The sequence below is a fragment of the Agrococcus phoenicis genome, from assembly GCF_047302415.1.
Lineage (GTDB): Bacteria > Actinomycetota > Actinomycetes > Actinomycetales > Microbacteriaceae > Agrococcus.
The window spans coordinates 834,437-850,065 of record NZ_CP154854.1; the positions used below are offsets into that span (position 1 = coordinate 834,437).

Annotated in this window: 13 protein-coding genes, 1 tRNA gene and 1 other RNA gene; 8 read left to right on the forward strand and 7 right to left on the reverse strand. The window is 72.5% G+C overall.

Going from position 1 to position 15,629, the window contains the following annotated elements; all coding sequences use genetic code 11:
* Window positions 1-10: 10 nt before the first annotated feature.
* The gene (gene aceE / locus AA0Z99_RS04070; protein WP_413319705.1) at window positions 11-2,728 is read right to left on the reverse strand and encodes a pyruvate dehydrogenase (acetyl-transferring), homodimeric type; all 2,718 of its coding nucleotides are present in this window, start codon (window positions 2,726-2,728) and stop codon (window positions 11-13) included.
* 117 nt (window positions 2,729-2,845) lie between these two features.
* Between aceE and AA0Z99_RS04075 the strand changes: the two genes are divergently transcribed.
* On the forward strand, window positions 2,846-3,304 hold the full coding sequence (locus AA0Z99_RS04075) for a peroxiredoxin (protein WP_413319707.1): 459 nt from the start codon (window positions 2,846-2,848) through the stop codon (window positions 3,302-3,304).
* Between the two features lie 34 nt (window positions 3,305-3,338).
* Window positions 3,339-3,641, forward strand: coding sequence for a putative quinol monooxygenase (locus AA0Z99_RS04080; RefSeq protein WP_413319709.1), 303 nt, complete (start codon window positions 3,339-3,341; stop codon window positions 3,639-3,641).
* An 18-nt stretch (window positions 3,642-3,659) separates the two neighbouring features.
* Here the strand turns inward: AA0Z99_RS04080 and AA0Z99_RS04085 are convergent.
* Window positions 3,660-3,732: transfer RNA gene (locus AA0Z99_RS04085), tRNA-Val, on the reverse strand.
* A gap of 56 nt (window positions 3,733-3,788) precedes the next feature.
* On the opposite strand from AA0Z99_RS04085, the gene AA0Z99_RS04090 reads away from it, so the two are divergent.
* From AA0Z99_RS04090 to rnpB, 4 genes are all read left to right on the forward strand, one after another.
* Window positions 3,789-4,625, forward strand: coding sequence for a Nif3-like dinuclear metal center hexameric protein (locus AA0Z99_RS04090; protein ID WP_413319711.1), 837 nt, complete (start codon window positions 3,789-3,791; stop codon window positions 4,623-4,625).
* Window positions 4,616-5,356, forward strand: a complete 741-nt coding sequence (locus tag AA0Z99_RS04095) for a zinc ribbon domain-containing protein (RefSeq protein WP_413319713.1) — start codon at window positions 4,616-4,618, stop codon at window positions 5,354-5,356. Before AA0Z99_RS04090 ends, AA0Z99_RS04095 begins: the two co-directional genes overlap by 10 nt.
* A gap of 95 nt (window positions 5,357-5,451) precedes the next feature.
* Window positions 5,452-6,540 carry a hypothetical protein gene (locus AA0Z99_RS04100; protein ID WP_413319715.1) on the forward strand — a complete coding sequence of 363 codons (1,089 nt, stop codon included), beginning with the start codon at window positions 5,452-5,454 and terminating at the stop codon, window positions 6,538-6,540.
* A gap of 24 nt (window positions 6,541-6,564) precedes the next feature.
* Window positions 6,565-6,946: RNase P RNA component class A (rnpB, locus tag AA0Z99_RS04105), an RNA gene on the forward strand.
* A gap of 58 nt (window positions 6,947-7,004) precedes the next feature.
* On the opposite strand, the gene AA0Z99_RS04110 is transcribed toward rnpB, so the two are convergent.
* The 5 genes from AA0Z99_RS04110 to map form a co-directional block, all read right to left on the reverse strand.
* Window positions 7,005-9,008, reverse strand: coding sequence for a fructose-specific PTS transporter subunit EIIC (locus AA0Z99_RS04110; protein WP_413319717.1), 2,004 nt, complete (start codon window positions 9,006-9,008; stop codon window positions 7,005-7,007).
* Complete coding sequence (locus AA0Z99_RS04115; protein WP_413319719.1) at window positions 9,008-10,006, reverse strand: 1-phosphofructokinase family hexose kinase; 999 nt, start codon at window positions 10,004-10,006, stop codon at window positions 9,008-9,010. Before AA0Z99_RS04115 ends, AA0Z99_RS04110 begins: the two co-directional genes overlap by 1 nt.
* Window positions 10,003-10,800 carry a DeoR/GlpR family DNA-binding transcription regulator gene (locus AA0Z99_RS04120; protein ID WP_413319721.1) on the reverse strand — a complete coding sequence of 266 codons (798 nt, stop codon included), beginning with the start codon at window positions 10,798-10,800 and terminating at the stop codon, window positions 10,003-10,005. Before AA0Z99_RS04120 ends, AA0Z99_RS04115 begins: the two co-directional genes overlap by 4 nt.
* 201 nt (window positions 10,801-11,001) lie before the next feature.
* On the reverse strand, window positions 11,002-11,757 hold the full coding sequence (gene ppgK / locus AA0Z99_RS04125; protein ID WP_413319723.1) for a polyphosphate--glucose phosphotransferase: 756 nt from the start codon (window positions 11,755-11,757) through the stop codon (window positions 11,002-11,004).
* A 64-nt stretch (window positions 11,758-11,821) separates the two neighbouring features.
* Window positions 11,822-12,691 (reverse strand): type I methionyl aminopeptidase, encoded by an 870-nt coding sequence (map, locus tag AA0Z99_RS04130; RefSeq protein ID WP_413319725.1) that lies wholly within the window; start codon window positions 12,689-12,691, stop codon window positions 11,822-11,824.
* A gap of 100 nt (window positions 12,692-12,791) precedes the next feature.
* On the opposite strand from map, the gene AA0Z99_RS04135 reads away from it, so the two are divergent.
* Together AA0Z99_RS04135 and AA0Z99_RS04140 are read left to right on the forward strand one after the other, a co-directional pair.
* A complete protein-coding gene (locus AA0Z99_RS04135; protein WP_413319727.1) occupies window positions 12,792-13,685 on the forward strand; it encodes an SDR family oxidoreductase in 894 nt (297 codons plus the stop codon).
* Between the two features lie 50 nt (window positions 13,686-13,735).
* Complete coding sequence (locus tag AA0Z99_RS04140) at window positions 13,736-15,577, forward strand: glycoside hydrolase family 15 protein (RefSeq protein WP_413320757.1); 1,842 nt, start codon at window positions 13,736-13,738, stop codon at window positions 15,575-15,577.
* Window positions 15,578-15,629 lie beyond the last annotated feature (52 nt).

Here is a 15,629-nt window from a genome sequence, read left to right on the forward strand (position 1 = left end):
CGTCAGCGCCTCACGCGTCGCCGCCGGCCGTGCCGGAGACACCCGCGTTCACGTCGTGCAGGCGGTACTTCTCGATCGCCTGCTGCACCATGCCCAGCGGCACCTTGCCCTGCTTCGCGAGCGCGTCGAGCGCCCGCACGACGACCGAGTGGCTGTCGATCGTGAAGAAGCGGCGCGCGGCAGCCCGAGTGTCGGCGAAGCCGAAGCCGTCGGCACCGAGGGTCGCGTAGTCGCCGGGCACCCACTCGCGGATCTGGTCGGGGACCGCCCGCATGTAGTCGCTCGTCGCGATGAAGGGGCCCTCGGCCTCCGACAGGCGCTGCGTCACGTACGGGACCTTCGAGTCGGCCTGCGGGTGCAGCCAGTTGTGCTCGTCCGCGGCGAGGCCGTCGCGGCGCAGCTCGCTCCAGGAGGTGACCGACCAGATGTCGGCCGAGACGCCCCAGTCGCTGCCCAGCAGCTCCTGCGCGTGGTGCAGCCAGGGGAGGGCGACGCCCGAGCCCAGCAGCTGCACCTTGATCGGGTGGTGATCGCTGACCGAGACGCGGTGGATGCCGCGACGGATGCCCTCGACGTCGACGCCCTCCGGCTCGGCGGGCTGCACCATCGGCTCGTTGTACACCGTGAGGTACGTGATGACGTTCTCGGGCTCGTCGCCGTACATGCGCTCGAGGCTCATCTGCACGATGTGCGAGATCTCGTAGCCGTATGCCGGGTCGTAGGCGAGCACCGCGGGGTTCGTCGAGGCGAGCAGCGGCGAGTGGCCGTCGGCGTGCTGCGTGCCCTCGCCCGCGAGCGTGGTGCGGCCGGCGGTGGCGCCGATGAGGAAGCCGCGCGAGAGCTGGTCGGCGGCCGCCCAGATGGAGTCGCCCGTGCGCTGGAACCCGAACATCGAGTAGAAGACGTAGATCGGGATGAGCGGCTCGCCGTGCGTCGAGTACGACGTGCCGGCGGCGGTGAACGCCGCCATCGCGCCCGCCTCGTTGATGCCGACGTGCACGATCTGGCCGTCGGGCGCCTCGCGGTACTTCAGCAGCAGGTCGCGGTCGACCGAGGTGTAGTTCTGGCCCTTCGGGTTGTAGATCTTCGCCGTCGGGAAGAAGGCGTCGATGCCGAAGGTGCGCGCCTCGTCGGGGATGATCGGGACGATGCGGTCGCCCCAGCCCTTGTCGCGCAGCAGATCCTTCAGCAGGCGCACGAAGGCCATGGTCGTGGCGACCTCCTGCTTGCCGGAGCCCTTCTTCGGCATGTCGTAGGTCTTCGCCTCCGGCAGCGGGATGATCGTGTGCTTCGCGCGGCGCTCCGGCGTGAAGCCGCCGAGCTCGCGGCGGCGCTCCAGCATGTACTGCACCTCGGGCGAATCGGTGCCCGGGTTCCAGTACGGCGGGTGGTACGGGTCGGCCTCGAGCTGCTTGTCGGAGATGTCGAGCTGCATGGCGTCGCGGAAGTCGCGCAGGTCGTCGAGCGTGAGCTTCTTCATCTGGTGCGTGGCGTTGCGCGCCTCGAAGCTCTTGCCGAGGCCGTAGCCCTTGATCGTCTTCGCGATGATGACGGTGGGCTGGCCCTTGTGCTCGGCTGCTGCCTTGTAGGCGGCGTAGACCTTGCGGTAGTCGTGGCCACCGCGCTTCAGCGCCCAGATCTCGTCGTCGCTGAGGTGCTTCACCATCTCGAGCGTGCGCGGGTCGCGGCCGAAGAAGTGCTCGCGGACGAACAGGCCGGACTCGGCCTTGTAGGTCTGGAAGTCGCCGTCGGGGGTGGCGTTCATGAGGTCGCGCAGCGCGCCCTCGTGGTCGTTGTCGAGCAGCGCATCCCACTCGCGGCCCCAGACCACCTTGATGACGTTCCAGCCCGCGCCGCGGAAGAAGGACTCGAGCTCCTGGATGATCTTGCCGTTGCCGCGCACCGGGCCGTCGAGGCGCTGGAGGTTGGCGTTGATGACGAAGTTGAGGTTGTCGAGGCCGTCGTTGGCCGCGAGCTGCAGTGCGCCGCGCGACTCGACCTCATCCATCTCGCCGTCGCCGAGGAACGCCCACACCTGCGAGTCCGCGACGTCCTTGATGCCGCGGTTGGCGAGGTAGCGGTTGGCCTGCGCCTGGTAGATCGCGTTGATGGGGCCGAGGCCCATCGAGACGGTCGGGAACTGCCAGAACTCCGGCATCATGCGCGGGTGCGGGTAGGAGGGGATGCCGTCGGACGCCTTCGACTTCTCCTGGCGGAAGGCGTCCATCTGCGCCTCGCTGAGGCGGCCCTCGAGGAACGCGCGGGCGTACATGCCGGGGGAGGCGTGACCCTGGTAGAAGATCTGGTCGCCGCCGTCGGGGGAGTCCTGGCCGCGGAAGAAGTGGTTGAGACCGACCTCGTACAGCGCGGCCGACGAGGCGTAGGTCGAGATGTGGCCGCCGACGCCGATGCCGGGCGCCTGCGCCCGGTGCACCATGATCGCGGCGTTCCAGCGGATCCAGCGGCGGTAGGTGCGCTCGAGCTGCTCGTCGCCGGGGAAGTCGGGCTCGTCCTCGGCGGCGATCGTGTTGAGGTAGTCCGTGGTCGGCACCATCGGCACACCCAGGTGCAGCTCCTTCGAGCGCTTGAGCAGGCTGAGCATGATCTCGCGACCGCGCTGCGGGCCATGCGCCTCGACGAGCTGGTCGAGCGACTCCTGCCACTCCGCGGTCTCGCTCGGGTCCGCGTCGTTCGTGTGGCCCGAGTAGGGGTCCTGGTCGTTCAGCACCGAAGCTCCTGACGTCGATCTGGAGGCGCGCCTGGGTGTCGGCGCCCGCACCTTCCACCCTATCGACCGCGGATGCCACGATGGGTGCACGCACGAGCCGCTGCTGAGAGGACCCGCATGGCGCTGCACATCGGCGATGGAGCACCCGACTTCACGCTCACCGACCACACGGGCGAGGAGGTCACGCTCTCCGAGCTGCGCGGCGCTCCCGTCGTGCTGGTCTTCTTCCCGCTCGCGTTCACCGGTCGGTGCACGGGCGAGCTCTGCGCGATCCGTGACGAGCTCGCCGGCTTCGAGGGCGCCGACGCCCGGGTGTTCGGGGTCTCGGTGGATGCGGCGGCATCGCTGCGCGCCTTCCACGAGCAGGAGCGGCTCGGCTTCCCGCTGCTGAGCGACTTCTGGCCGCACGGGGCGGTCGCCGAGGCCTACGACGCCTTCCTGCCGGAGCGCGGCGTCGCGACCAGAGCGACCTACGTGATCGATGCCGACGGCAGGATCGCGGCGCACTTCAGGGTCAGCCCCTCCGAGACGCGAGACATGGGCGCCTACCGCGCGGCCCTCGCCGCCCTGGGATAGGAGCGCGGGCAGGCGCTGTCGCTAGGGTTCGCCCATGACACATGCGAACGTGGGGACGCTCGGCGTCCGACCCGGTCATCGCGACGACGTCGTCGCGATCCTGACCCGCAGGAACGAGGAGCTCGGCGAGGCAGGCTGCTTGCTCTACGAGGTCGGGATCAGCGAGGATGCGCCGGATGCTGTGCTCGTCGCCGAGCTGTGGACCTCGGCGGAAGCGCACCGCGCCTCGTTGCAGCTGCCGAGCGTGCGCCGCGCGATCGAGGAGGCGATGCCGCTCCTCTCGGGCGAGATGAGCGGGAGCGGCTTCACGGTCCTGGGCTCGCCGCTGCGGGGCTGAGGCGCGAGGCGCTCGCGGTGGGCGGTGCCGGGCTCGAACCGGCGACCCCTTCGGTGTAAGCGAAGTGCGCTACCAGCTGCGCCAACCGCCCCGCACCATCCTGCCATCCGTCCGGGGCGCCCGCCGCGCATCCCTAGGATGGAGCGCATGACCAGCGTCGCCGAGGTGCAGCTGGCGGTGGAGTCGCTCTGGCCCGCCGCCACCGCAGAGGACTGGGACGCCGTCGGGCTCGTGGCCGGTGACCCGGCAGATGCCGTGCAGCGCATCCTGCTCGCCGTCGACGCCGTCGGGGCCACCGCCGAGGAGGCCGTCGAGCGCAGCGCGGATCTGCTGCTCGTGCACCACCCGCTGCTGCTGCGGGGCGCGACGAGCGTCGCCGCCACGACACCGGCCGGGCGCATCATCACCCGTCTCGTGCGCGGGCGCATCGCGCTGCTGGCGGCGCACACCAACGCGGATGCCGTCGACCGCGGCACGAGCGGCGAGCTGGCCTCGATGCTCGGCCTCGTCGACGTCTCGCCCATCGTCGTCAACCGCGTCGACCCCGCGAAGGGCCTCGGGCGCGTCGGCCAGCTGCCGGAGCCGCTGACGCTGCGCGAGCTCGTGCAGCGCCTGGCGGGAATCGTGCCCGCCGCCGCTGGCGGCCTGCGAGCCGCGGGCGACCCCGAGCGCCTCGTCGAGCGCGTGGCGATCTGCGGCGGCGCAGGCGACTCGCTCCTGCGCGAGGCCGCGGTCATCAGCGCCGACGTGTACATCACGAGCGACCTGCGGCACCACCCGGCGTCGGATGCGCGCGAGCGGCACGAGGCGGGCGAAGGCCCCGCGCTCGTCGACGTCTCGCACTGGGCGAGCGAGTCGCTCTGGCTGCGACCGGCAGCGGAGCAGCTGCGGCAGGCGCTGCCCGGCGTCGAGGTCATCGTGAGCGAGATCAGGACAGACCCATGGGACTTCGCGGTCCCGCAGGAGGAGCAGGCATGGCACTGAAGGCGACCAACCAGGATCAGCGGAGGCTGCTGACGCTGCAGGAGGTCGACACGCGCATCGTGCGGCTCACGGGCAAGCTGAAGGCGCTGCCGCAGACGAAGCGCATCGACGAGCTCGACACCGAGCTGGTGCAGCTCGACCGCGCCGTCCTCGAGCGGCTCGGCGAGCACGACGACATCGGTGCCGAGGTCGCGAGGATCGAGAACGACGTGCAGACCGTCGAGGCGCGGCTGCAGCGCAACCGCGACCGGCTGCCGACGATCACCGACGCGAGGGTCGCGACGGCGACCGAGCACGAGATCGTGACGCTCGAGAAGCGCCGCGGCGACCTCGAGGATCTCGAGCTCGAGGCGATGCAGCGCCAGGAGGATGCCGCGGCTGCGCTCGCGGCCGCGCGCGAGGCCGCGCACGCCGCGCGCTCCGAGCGGGAGCGCCTGGCGGCGGAGCGCGACGTCGATGCTGCGGGGCTGCAGCGCGAGCTCGAGCAGGCGCGCGCCGAGCGGGGCGACCGCAGCTCGACGATCCCGGCCGAGCTCCTCGCCCTCTACGACCGGCAGCGCGAGCGCTACGGCATCGGTGCGACGCTCCTGCAGCACCGCACCTCCACGGCGTCGGGCGTCGAGCTCACCTCCTCCGAGCTGCACGAGATCCGCCAGGCGGCGGAGGACGAGGTGCTGCTCGACCCGAACTCCTCGGCGATCCTGGTGCGCACGGAGGAGAGCGGCATCTAGGGCGCGCTCGGCTCGGGGCGCGACCCCGGCCACTGCCGCGACTCATCCCCGCAGCGCACGCGCGCGACGTAGCATCGACACCGAGGAGGTGCCGCATGCAGGTCGTCGAGGTCGCCGACGAGGCGGGCCTCGCCGCGTTCCTCCAGCTCGGTCGCGACACCCATCGTGGTCGGTCCGTGCCGCTCCGCGAGCGGACGGTGCGGTCCTGGTTCGACGGCACGGCACCGCATCCGCACCCGGTGACCCTGCTGCTCGCGCGCGACGGCGAGGAGCACGTCGGTCGAGCCATCGCGCACCGCGACGACCGGCTCGATGCCCGCCTCGGCACGCGTGCCCAGGTGTTCGGCGCGCTCGCCGCACCCGGCGAGCACGTGCTCGCAGCCCTGCTCGACGACATCGAGCGGCGCGCGCGTGCAGCGGGCGCGCGGGAGCTCTTCGGTCCGGCCCAGCTGCTGCCGAACCAGTCCGGCGGGGTCATCACGTCGGGCTTCGAGGAGCGTGCGTTCCCCGATGCGCCGTGGAACCCGTCGTGGCTGCCCGAGGCGCTCGAGCGCCGCGGCATGGCGCGGTGGTACGAGGGCGACACCTGGCTGGTCGACGTCGAGGACGACGACGGGCCGAGCGTGGCGGAGCTCGACGTCGCGGGCATCCGGATCGACGAGGTGACGCGGGCAGGGCTCGGGCGCGGGCTGCGCGCGCTGCTGCCGCTGCTCAACGACTCGTTCGCGCTGCTGCCGCACTTCACGCCCTTCACCGCCGCAGAGCTGCGCGCGCAGTTCGCCGACCTGTGGCTGCTGCACGAGCCGGGCCTGTTCCTCATCGCGCGCGACGAGGAGGAGCAGCCGCTCGCCTTCGTGTTCGCCGTGCTCGACGCGACGCCGCTGCTGCAGGCGTCGGGTGGCCGGCTCGGCCTCCGCGAGCGCTGGCAGCTCGTCGTGCGCCGCACGGAGCTGCGGCCGGATGCCGTGCTCGTGATCCAGGGCGCCCGGCCCGACGCGCAGGGCAAGGGGATCGTCTCGCTGCTGAGCCGTCGACTGCACGCGAACCTCGCCGACATCGGGTGCCAGCGGCTGCGCTCGACGCCGGTCGGGCGGCAGAACCCGGGCTCGGCCAGGCAGCTCTCGCGGTTCGGCGGCCGACCGCTGCACGCCACCGCGTTCTACCGGAAGCGCCTCGAGGGCTGATCGCGGTACCCTGGCGGCAGCGAATCGGTCGGCTAGGCGGTCGCGTCATCGGCCGCTGCTCCCTTCGGGAAGCAGCGGGTGGTGCCGAGGAACGTCCGGGCTCCGCAGAGCAGGGCGGTGGATAACGTCCACCCGGGGCAACCCGCGAGCAAGTGCAACAGAGAGCAGATCCACCCGTCAGTGCCTTCGGGCGTCGGCGGGCCAGGAGTGAAACGGTGGGGCAAGAGCCCACCAGCGCGGCGTGCGAGCGCCGCGGCTAGGCAAACCTCGCCCGGAGCAAGACCAGACAGCGGATCACGGGGCTGCTCGTCCCATCCGCGGGTAGGTCGCTAGAGGGCTGCAGCAATGCATCCCCGAGAGAGATGACCGTCCACGACAGAACCCGGCGTATCGGCCGGCCGGTTCGCCCCGCGCACGATCCCGAGGCCGCGAGGCCCCGGGATCGCGCGGTGCGGGAGCGGGCGTCAGGCGGCGACCGGTGCCGCCTGCTCCTGCGAGATCGGCGCTCGACGCGCCCACCGCTTGAGGGCCACGACGGTCAGGCCCGTGATGATCGCGCCGACGACGATCGCGACGACGAACATCCCGATGTTGCCGATCGCGAAGAAGACGAAGATGCCGCCGTGGGGTGCCTGGCTCGACACGCCCGCCGCCATGGAGATGGCGCCGGTCGTCGCTGCCCCGAGGATCGATGCGGCGATGACGCGCAGCGGGTCCGCGGCGGCGAAGGGGATCGCTCCCTCGGAGATGAACGAGGCGCCGAGCAGCCACGCCGCCTTGCCGTTCTCGCGCTCGGCGACCGAGAAGAGCCGGCGATCGAGGACGGTCGCGAGCGCCATGCCGAGCGGCGGCACCATGCCCGCCGCCATGACCGCGGCCATGATCATCCAGGGCGCCGGGTTCTCGGGGGTGCCCTCGGAGAGACCGGCGACCGCGAACGCGTAGGCGACCTTGTTGACCGGGCCGCCGAGGTCGAACGCCATCATCGTGCCGAGCAGCAGTCCGAGCAGGATCGCCGCCGTGCCGCTGAGGCCGCTGAGGAAGTCGGTCAGCGCGTCGGAGATCGCCGCGATGGGCCCACCCAGGAGCACGACCATGAGCCCGGAGGCGAAGATGGAGGCGAGCAGCGGGATGATCACGACGGGCATGAGGCCGCGCATCCACGACGGCACGCGCCAGCTGCCGATCCACCAGGCCGCGACCCCGGCGAGCAGACCGCCGACGATGCCGCCGAGGAACCCAGCACCCATGAGCCCTGCGACGGCCCCGGCCACGAAGCCGGGGGCGATGCCCGGCCGGTCGGCGATGCCGTAGGCGATGTAGCCGGCGAGCGCCGGGACGAGGAACCCCATCGACGCCTGGCCGATCGCGAAGGCGACGCAGCCGAGGTAGTAGAGGAGGCCCGCGTCCGGCAGGTTCCAGAGCGACGAGCCCAGCGCCACGCTCTGCGCGGTGGAGAGCGTGGTGCCCTCGACGCCGAAGGCGATCTCGAACCCTCCGAGCAGGAATCCGAGCGCGAGCAGCAGCCCGCCGCCGGCGACGAACGGGATCATGTAGCTGACGCCGGTCAGCAGGGCGCGCTTCACCGTGCCGCCGAGCGAGGCGCTCGCCTGCGGCGTCGAGGGCTCGCTGCCACCGCTGGCCGAGCCGCCGGCGAGGCGCGGCCCCGCCGGGTCGTCAGCGTGGCCGAGCGCCTGCTGGATGAGTGCGTCCGGAGCGTCGATGCCGCGCTTCACGGGCACCTGCACGAACGGCTTCCCGGCGAAGCGATCGCGCTCTCGGACGTCCACGTCGACGGCGAAGACCACCGCGTCCGCCGCAGCGATGACGGCAGGGTCGAGCCGCGTGGTGCCGCTGGATCCCTGCGTCTCGACGTCGATGCGCACGCCGGCGCGCGCTGCTGCTGCCTTGAGCGCATCCGCCGCCATGTAGGTGTGCGCGATGCCGGTCGGGCACGCGGTGACGGCGACGATGCTGCGGGAGCCCTCCTCGACCGGAGCGGCCGCCTCCTCGTCGCGGTCGGCGACGACCTCCTCGACGAGCGCGACGACATCCGCGGGGCTCGCAGCGGTGCGCAGCGCCTCGGTGAAGCGCTCGTCGATGAGCGAGCCGGCCAGCCGGGAGAGCACGGCCAGGTGCGTCTCGGCGGCGCCCTCCGGCGCCATGATCATGAAGACGAGGTCGGCGGGGCCGTCGGGCGCCCCGAAGTCGACCGGCGGGCTGAGTCGCGCGAACGCGAGGCTCGGCTCTCGCACGGCTGCCGACTTGCAGTGGGGGATGGCGATGCCGGCACCCATGCCGGTCGGCGTGAGCGCCTCGCGCTCGAGCACCGCGGCCGCGAGCCCGTCGCCGTCGACGACGCGGTCGGTGGTGGCGGCGCGCGCAGCGAGCGCACGGATGACGGCCTCCTTGTCGGCGCCGAGGTCGGCGTCCAGCAGGACGAGGTCGGGGGTGAGGATCTGGGGCATCAGTGCTCCTGGTGTCGCGCGACGGGTGCCGCGGGGTCGGGGGTCGTGGGGCGGGGCGCTTCGATCGAGCGGACGGCGACGCGGCTCGCGTCGGCATCCTCGGGCGTCGGGAATCCGGTGCCGGGCATCGCCGCCGCGGCGGAGCCGTGGGCGACGGCCTGCTGCAGCCGCCCTGAGGAGTCGTCGCCGCGAGCGTGCGCGATGAGCCAGCCGGCGAGGCTCGCGTCTCCCGCACCCACGGTCGAGCGGACGGCGGTGGGCGGCGGGGTGGCGTGCAGCACCCCGGTGGTGTCGGCGAGCATCGCTCCGCTCGCGCCGAGGGTCAGGAGCACGGTGCCGACGCCGAGCTGGACGAGCGCGCGGGCGGCGGCGGCCGCGGCAGCGGGGCCGTCGATGGCGCCGTGCGCGAGCCCGAGCAGCTCCTCGAGCTCCTCCTCGTTGGGCTTGGCGAGATCGATGCCCCCGCCAGCGACCGCGGCTGCCAGCGGTGCGCCAGACGTGTCGACGGCGATGCGGATGCCGGGGCGCGCCGCGCGGGCGGCCTCGACGACCTCCACGATCAGCTCGGGCCTCGCTCCGATGGGCAGGGAGCCGGCGATGACGAGCCACTCGGCGGCGGCCGCGTGGGCGCGCACCTCGGCGAGGACCGCGGCGATGGCGCGGGCGGCGAGCGGTGCACCGGGTTCGTTCACCTTCGTGGTGGTGCCGTCGGCCTCGGTGAGCGAGAGGTTGGTGCGCACCGGCGCGTCCCCGGGGACGAGCACGGCATCGACGCCGTCGGCGTCGAGCAGCGAGGCGAAGCGGTCGTGGGCGCCCGACACGACGATCGCGCGCGAGGGCACGCCGGCGGCGCTGAGCACGCGCGTGACGTTGACGCCCTTGCCTGCGGCCGCCTCCTCCGCGGCGGCGCCCGCCCGCTGCACCGCACCGCGCTGGAGCGGTGCGACGAGCTCGACCGTGCGGTCGATCGAAGGGTTGAGGGTGAGCGTGAGGATCATGCGACGTGCACCTCGCAGTCGGCGTCGGCGAGCGCCGCGGCGAGCGCCTCGGGCGGCTGCGCGTCCGTGAGCAGCACGTCGAGCTGCTCCAGGGCCGCGAAGCGCACGAGCGACGCCTCGCCGAGCTTCGACGAGTCGGCGAGCACCGCCACGCGGCGGCCCGCCGCGACGATCGCCGACTTCACCGCGGCCTCGTCGGGATCGGGCGTCGAGGCGCCGGCGGCGTCGAGGCCGTTGCTGCCGAGGATGACGACGTCGGGGCGCAGCGCCGAGATCGCGAGCACGGTCTGGGCGCCGACGGCGGCGCCGGTCACCGCGCGGATGCGACCGCCGAGCGCGTGGACCTCGATCGACGCATGCGCCGCGAGGAGCTGCGCGATGGCGGGGGAGTGCGTCGCGACCACGAGCCGCGGGCCTCCCGCGCCCGGCCAGGTGGAGACGAGCTCGGCGGCGACCGCTGCGGTCGTGGTGCCGGCGTCGAGCAGCACGCTGGTGGCGCCGGATGCCAGGAGCCGCTCGCAGGCGAGCCGAGCGATGCGGCGCTTGCCCTCGGCGTTGGCGTCCTGGCGGTCGGCGATGGCCGTCTCGACGAGGCTCGAGCGGTTCGCGCTGACCGCGCCGCCGTGCACGCGACGCGCGACCCCTGCGCGCTCGAGAGCGTCGAGGTCGCGCCGCACCGTCTCGGCCGTGATGCCGAGCTCGCGGGCGATGCCGGCGACGAGCACGCGCCCCTCGGCCTGGATGCGGGCGGCGATCGTGTCGCGGCGCTGCGTGGCGAGCATCGGTGACTCCATGGGAGCACCGTAGCACCATTGCGCAGAGATAGACAGGAAAACACAGCAATACGCAGATCGGTGGTCATGCGAGCATGACGGGAGCGCGACTCGGCGCGGTGCGCCTCGGTCTCAGCGCGGTGCGCCTCGGTCTCAGCGCGGTGCGCGCCGAACTGCGGACGGCGCCTTGTGCTCGCCGCCCTGCGCGGAGGACCGGTGCGGTCAGACCCCGCGCGCGAGTGCCGCCGCGCCGATGATGCCGGCGTTGTTGCGGAGCATGGCCGGGACGATCGGCGTCTGCAGCTCGAGCAGCGGGAGGAAGAGGTCGGCCGACTTCGAGACGCCTCCGCCGACGACGAACAGGTCCGGGGAGAAGATGAACTCGAGGTGGCTGTAGTAGCGCTGCAAGCGCTGCGCCCACACCTCCCAGCTGAGCTCCTCGCGCTCGCGCGCTCGGTTGGAGGCGCGCGACTCCGCGTCGTGGCCGTCGATCTCGAGGTGCCCGAGCTCGGCGTTCGGGATGAGCGTGCCGTCGTAGATGAGCGCGCCGCCGATGCCGGTGCCGAGCGTGGTCATGATGACGAGGCCCGACGCGTCCTTGGCCGCGCCGTAGTGATCCTCGGCGAAGCCCGCCGCGTCCGCGTCGTTGACGAAGTGGATGTCGCGCCCGAGCGCGCGCTCGAAGAGCTGCTCCGCCTCGAGGCCGATCCACGCCTTCGAGACGTTCGCGGCGCTCATCGTGCGACCGTGGCGCACGATGGCGGGGAACGTGACCCCGATCGGCGTGGTCTCCTCGACGTCGAGGCGGCCCACGAGCTCGACCACTGCGTCGCGGATCGCGTCCGGCTCGCCGCCCGCCGGCGTCGGCACCTTCACGCGATCGCTGAGCAGCTCGCCGCTGTGCACGTCGACGAGCGCGGCCTTGACGCCCGTCCCGCCGATGTCGACCCCGACTGCCTTGTGCTTTGACTTCGCCACGCGCTCGATCCTGCCATGGAATCGGTTGCGCCGCGGCGCAGCGCGGCGGCGGGCGCTGCCGGCCTCAGGCGGTGGGCAGCGTCAGGATCTCGGCCCCCGACTCCCGTACCACGATGGTGTGCTCGAACTGCGCGGTGATCGAGCGATCCTTCGTCACCACCGTCCACTCGTCGTCCCACATCTCCCACTCGTGCGTGCCGAGCGTGAGCATCGGCTCGATCGTGAAGACCATCCCGGGCAGGATCTCGGTGTCGAAGCGGTCGGTGTCGTAGTGCGGGATGATCAACCCGGAGTGGAACGACGTGCCGACGCCGTGCCCCGTGAAGTCGCGCACCACGCCGTAGCCGAAGCGCTTCGCGTACATCTCGATCGTGCGCCCGATGACGTTGACCCGGCGCCCGGGCATCACCGCCCGGATGGCCCGGCGCAGCGACTCCTCGGTGCGCTCGACGAGCTGCGCCACCTCCTGGTCGGCCTCGCCGACGACGAAGGTGCGGTTCGAGTCGCCGTGCACGCCGCCGATGTAGGCGGTGATGTCGATGTTGACGATGTCGCCCGCCTCGAGCACGGTGTCGTCGGGGATCCCGTGGCAGACGACCTCGTTGACGCTCGAGCAGATGGACTTCGGGAAGCCGCGGTAGCCGAGCGTGGACGGGTAGGCGCCGCGGCTCGTCACGAGCTCGTGGCCGATCGCGTCGAGCTCGTCGGTCGACACGCCGGGGCGCACCGCCGCCCCGACCGCGGCGATCGCGTCGGCCGCGATCGTGCCGGCGGCGCGGATGCGCTCGATGGTGGGCTCGTCGTAGACGTCGCCGCCTCGGTGCTTCGCCGGCGCGGGCCTGCCCACGTACTCGGGTCGGGCGATCGAGGCGTCGACGCGACGCACGGGGCCGATGCGGCCGGGGATGAGGTGGCCAGCGGCGTCCTTCGGCATGGTCCCAATCCTAGGCAGTGCCGCCCAGCGCACCCGCACCTGGGTGCCGGCCGTGCGCCCGCCGAGCACCGCGGTCAGGTGTGCTCCCTAGGGTCGAGGAATGGCTGATCAGTACACGTTCCAAGACCCGACCACCCTCTACGCCGACATCACCACGCGGGCCATCTCGCAGGACGGCCCCGGCCTCGACTCCGAGATGCGCGACAAGGCCGACCTCGGCGAGCAGACCTACCGCGGCTCCGGCAAGCTCGAGGGCCGCAAGGCGCTCATCACCGGCGGCGACTCCGGGATCGGTGCTGCGACCGCCATCGCGTTCGCGCGCGAGGGCGCCGACGTCGCGATCTCCTACCTGCCCGAGGAGGAGAGCGATGCGCAGCGCATCGTCGGCCTGATCGAGGAGGCCGGCCGCACGGCGGTCGCCATCCCCGGCGACCTCACCGACCGGGCGCACTGCGCGGAGCTCGTGCGCACCGCCGTCGAGCGGCTCGGCGGCATCGACATCCTGGTCTCGAACGGCGGGAAGCAGCAGTACGTCGAGCGGCTGGAGGACCTCACGGACGAGCAGTTCGACGAGACCTTCAAGACGAACGTCTACCCGCTCTTCTGGCTCTCGAAGGATGCGGTGCCGCACATGCCGCCCGGCTCCTCGATCATCGCGACCTCGTCGATCCAGGCGTACCAGCCGTCCGAGCACCTCGTCGACTACGCGACCACGAAGGCGGCGATGAACACCATGAGCAAGGCGCTCTCGCAGCAGCTCGCGCCTCGGGGCATCCGGGTCAACGTCGTGGCCCCCGGCCCGGTGTGGACGCCGCTGCAGACGGCCGGAGGCCAGCCCACCGATGCGCTGCCCGAGTTCGGCGAGCAGACCCCGCTCGGTCGCGCAGGGCAGCCGGCCGAGTTGGCGCCCGCGTTCGTGTTCCTCGCGTCGGCGGAGTCGAGCTACGTCGTCGGGGAGACGCTGCACGTCAACGGCGGGATGCCGACGCCGTGACGCGACGCGCCGCCGTCGGCACGCAGCTGCGCTGGGACGGCGGCGCGCCGGTGCGCGGCGCGCTCGACGAGCGCGATGCGGACGGCTACGCCGATCTGCGCACCTACGCGCCGATCGGCGATGGCCGCACGATCGCGCTCGTCGCGCGCGACGGCAGCATCGACTGGCTGCCCTTGCCCGCCATCGATTCGCCACCGGCCTTCGCGGCGCTGCTCGATGCCGAGGCGGGCGGCCGGATCGCGCTCGCGCCGGTCGAGCCGCACGAGGTGGAGCGGCGGTACCTGCCCGGCACCAACGTGCTCGAGACGACCTTCATCACGGCGACGGGCGTCGTGCGCGTGACCGACTCGCTCAACACGGGGCAGTCGGGCCGGCTGCCGTGGTGCGAGCTCGCGCGCCGCATCGAGGGCGTGGAGGGCGAGGTGCGCCTGCGGGGCGAGATCGCGCCGGGCACGCTGCTCGGCGCGGCATCGCCGTGGGCGAGCGAGACCGTGCACGGCACCGTGCTGCGGCTCGACGGGCTCTCGCTCGCACCGCGGCTCCTGCACCACGAGCACGTCGAGACCGGGCCTCGCGGCATCGTCGCGCACTTCATCGCCACGCCCGGCTCGCGGCACCTGCTGGGCCTCGTCGCCACCGACGAGGAGCCGCTCATGCTGCCGGATCCCGCGGCGATGGATGCGGGCATCGATCGCACGGTCGCGGCGTGGAGCCGCTGGTCGGAGTCGTGCGACTACCGGGGGGACTGGCCGGAGGCCGTGCACCGCAGCGCGCTGCTCCTCAAGCAGCTCATCTACGGGCCGACCGGCGGCATCACCGCGGCAGCGACGACCTCGCTGCCGGAGTCGCTCGCCGGCGGCAAGAGCTGGGACTACCGCTTCTCCTGGGTGCGCGACACGGCCTACTCGCTGTCGGTGCTCCTGCAGCTCGGCGTGACGGAGGAGGTGCACGGCGCCATGACGTGGCTGCTGCGGCTCCTGCGCGGGCAGGACGACGCGACGGCCGTGCTGCACGGGCTCGACGGCAGCGTGCCCGGGGATGCGGTGGAGCACCACGACGTGCCCGGCTGGCGCGGCGTGCAGCCGGTGGTGTCGGGCAATCGCGCCGCCTCCCAGCTGCAGCTCGGCGTCTACGGCGACGTCTTCAACATCGTCGCGCTGTACGTCGACGCTGGCAACGTGCTCGATGCGCCGACGGGCCGCCTCATGGCCGAGATCGCTGACCTCGCCGCAGACAGCTGGCGGCGCAAGGATGCCGGCATGTGGGAGCTCGAGGAGCAGCGCCACTACACCACCTCGAAGCTCGGCTGCTGGCATGCGCTCCAGCAGGCGGCCCACCTGGCCGATCTCGGCCAGATCCCCGGCGACGCTGAGCGCTGGAGGTTCGAGGCCGAGGCCATCCGCGAGTGGGTGACGGAGCACTGCTGGTCCGAGGAGGTCGGCGCCTACGTGTGGCATCCCGGCACCGATCAGCTCGACGCGTCGATCCTGCTGCACGCGATCAGCGGCTTCGACCGGGGCGAGCGGATGCGACGCACGCTCGACGCGCTCGAGCGGGAGCTGGGCAAGGGCCCGCACCTGCTGCGCTACTCCGGCGCGGCTGACGAAGAGGCGTCGTTCGTCGCATGCTCCTTCTGGCTGGTCGCCGCGCGAGCGCACTGCGGTCAGCTGGATGCCGCGCACGAGCGCATGGACCGGCTGCTCGCCGAGTCGCCGAACGACGTGGGGCTGCTGTCGGAGATGCTCGAGGCAGGGACGGGGGCCTTCCTCGGCAACCTGCCGCAGGCGCTCAGCCACCTCGCGCTGGTCAGCGCGGCGCTGACCATCGACGACGTCGATCGGGCCGCGGCCGCTCGTGCGTCGGCGGAGGACGCGCCGGATCATCCCGTGTGATGCCCGCGGCGACCGAGCGCCCGCGCTCCGTGGCCGCGGCATCGTCGTGGGC